Annotated in this window: 1 protein-coding gene; it reads left to right on the top strand. The window is 80.6% G+C overall.

Annotated elements, in window-relative coordinates; translation table 11 throughout:
• Positions 1 to 216 precede the first annotated feature (216 nt).
• A partial coding sequence (locus ACFW9D_RS35975; protein WP_384629313.1) for a dienelactone hydrolase family protein occupies positions 217 to 665 on the top strand: 449 nt, incomplete at its 3' end.

The raw sequence follows: 665 nt of genomic DNA, 5'->3' as shown, positions 1-665 counted from the left end.
GTTACGTCGCCGCGACCCGGCCCCGGGGCCCGCCCCCGGGCGGGGGGGCGGGGGGCGCGGGCGGGCGCCCCCGCCGGGGGGGCGGCCCGCCCCGGCGGCCGCGCGCCCCCCCCACTTCCGCATCGTCGAAGGCATCGACTGACCGAGGACCGGCCGGATCTGCCCGCGGCAGAACACCGGCCGGACCGGGACCGGAGATCACTACAGTCCGGGCTCATGACGACGGTTACGACGCGCACGATCGCATACACGGCGGACGGCCTGACGATGACCGGGCACCTCGCGCTCCCGGCCGGAGCCGGCCGCCGGCCCGGGGTCCTGGTCGGGCCCGAGGGGGTGGGGCTCAGCGACGTCGAGCGCCGCCGGGCCGATGCGCTCGCCGAACTGGGATACGTGGCGCTGGCCTTCGACCTCCACGGCGGGCGCTATCTGGGCGACCCCGAGGAGATGCTGGCCCGCTGCATGCCGCTGCTCGCCGACCCCGACCGGATGCGGGGCATCGGCCACGCGGCGCTCGACGTGCTCCGCGCCGAGCCGCGGACCGACCCGGACCGGATCGCGGCCGTCGGCTACGGAACCGGGGGCGGGGCGGGGCGCGGGGGCGCGGGGGCGCGCGCGGGCCCGCGCGCGGCCGCGCGCGGCGACACCCCGCACCCCGCCCCGCG

It is taken from the genome of Streptomyces sp. NPDC059524, from assembly GCF_042749255.1.
Lineage (GTDB): Bacteria > Actinomycetota > Actinomycetes > Streptomycetales > Streptomycetaceae > Streptomyces > Streptomyces xanthii.
The sequence above is the reverse complement of the archived record's forward strand: the minus strand, read 5'-3'. Positions and strand labels throughout refer to the sequence as shown.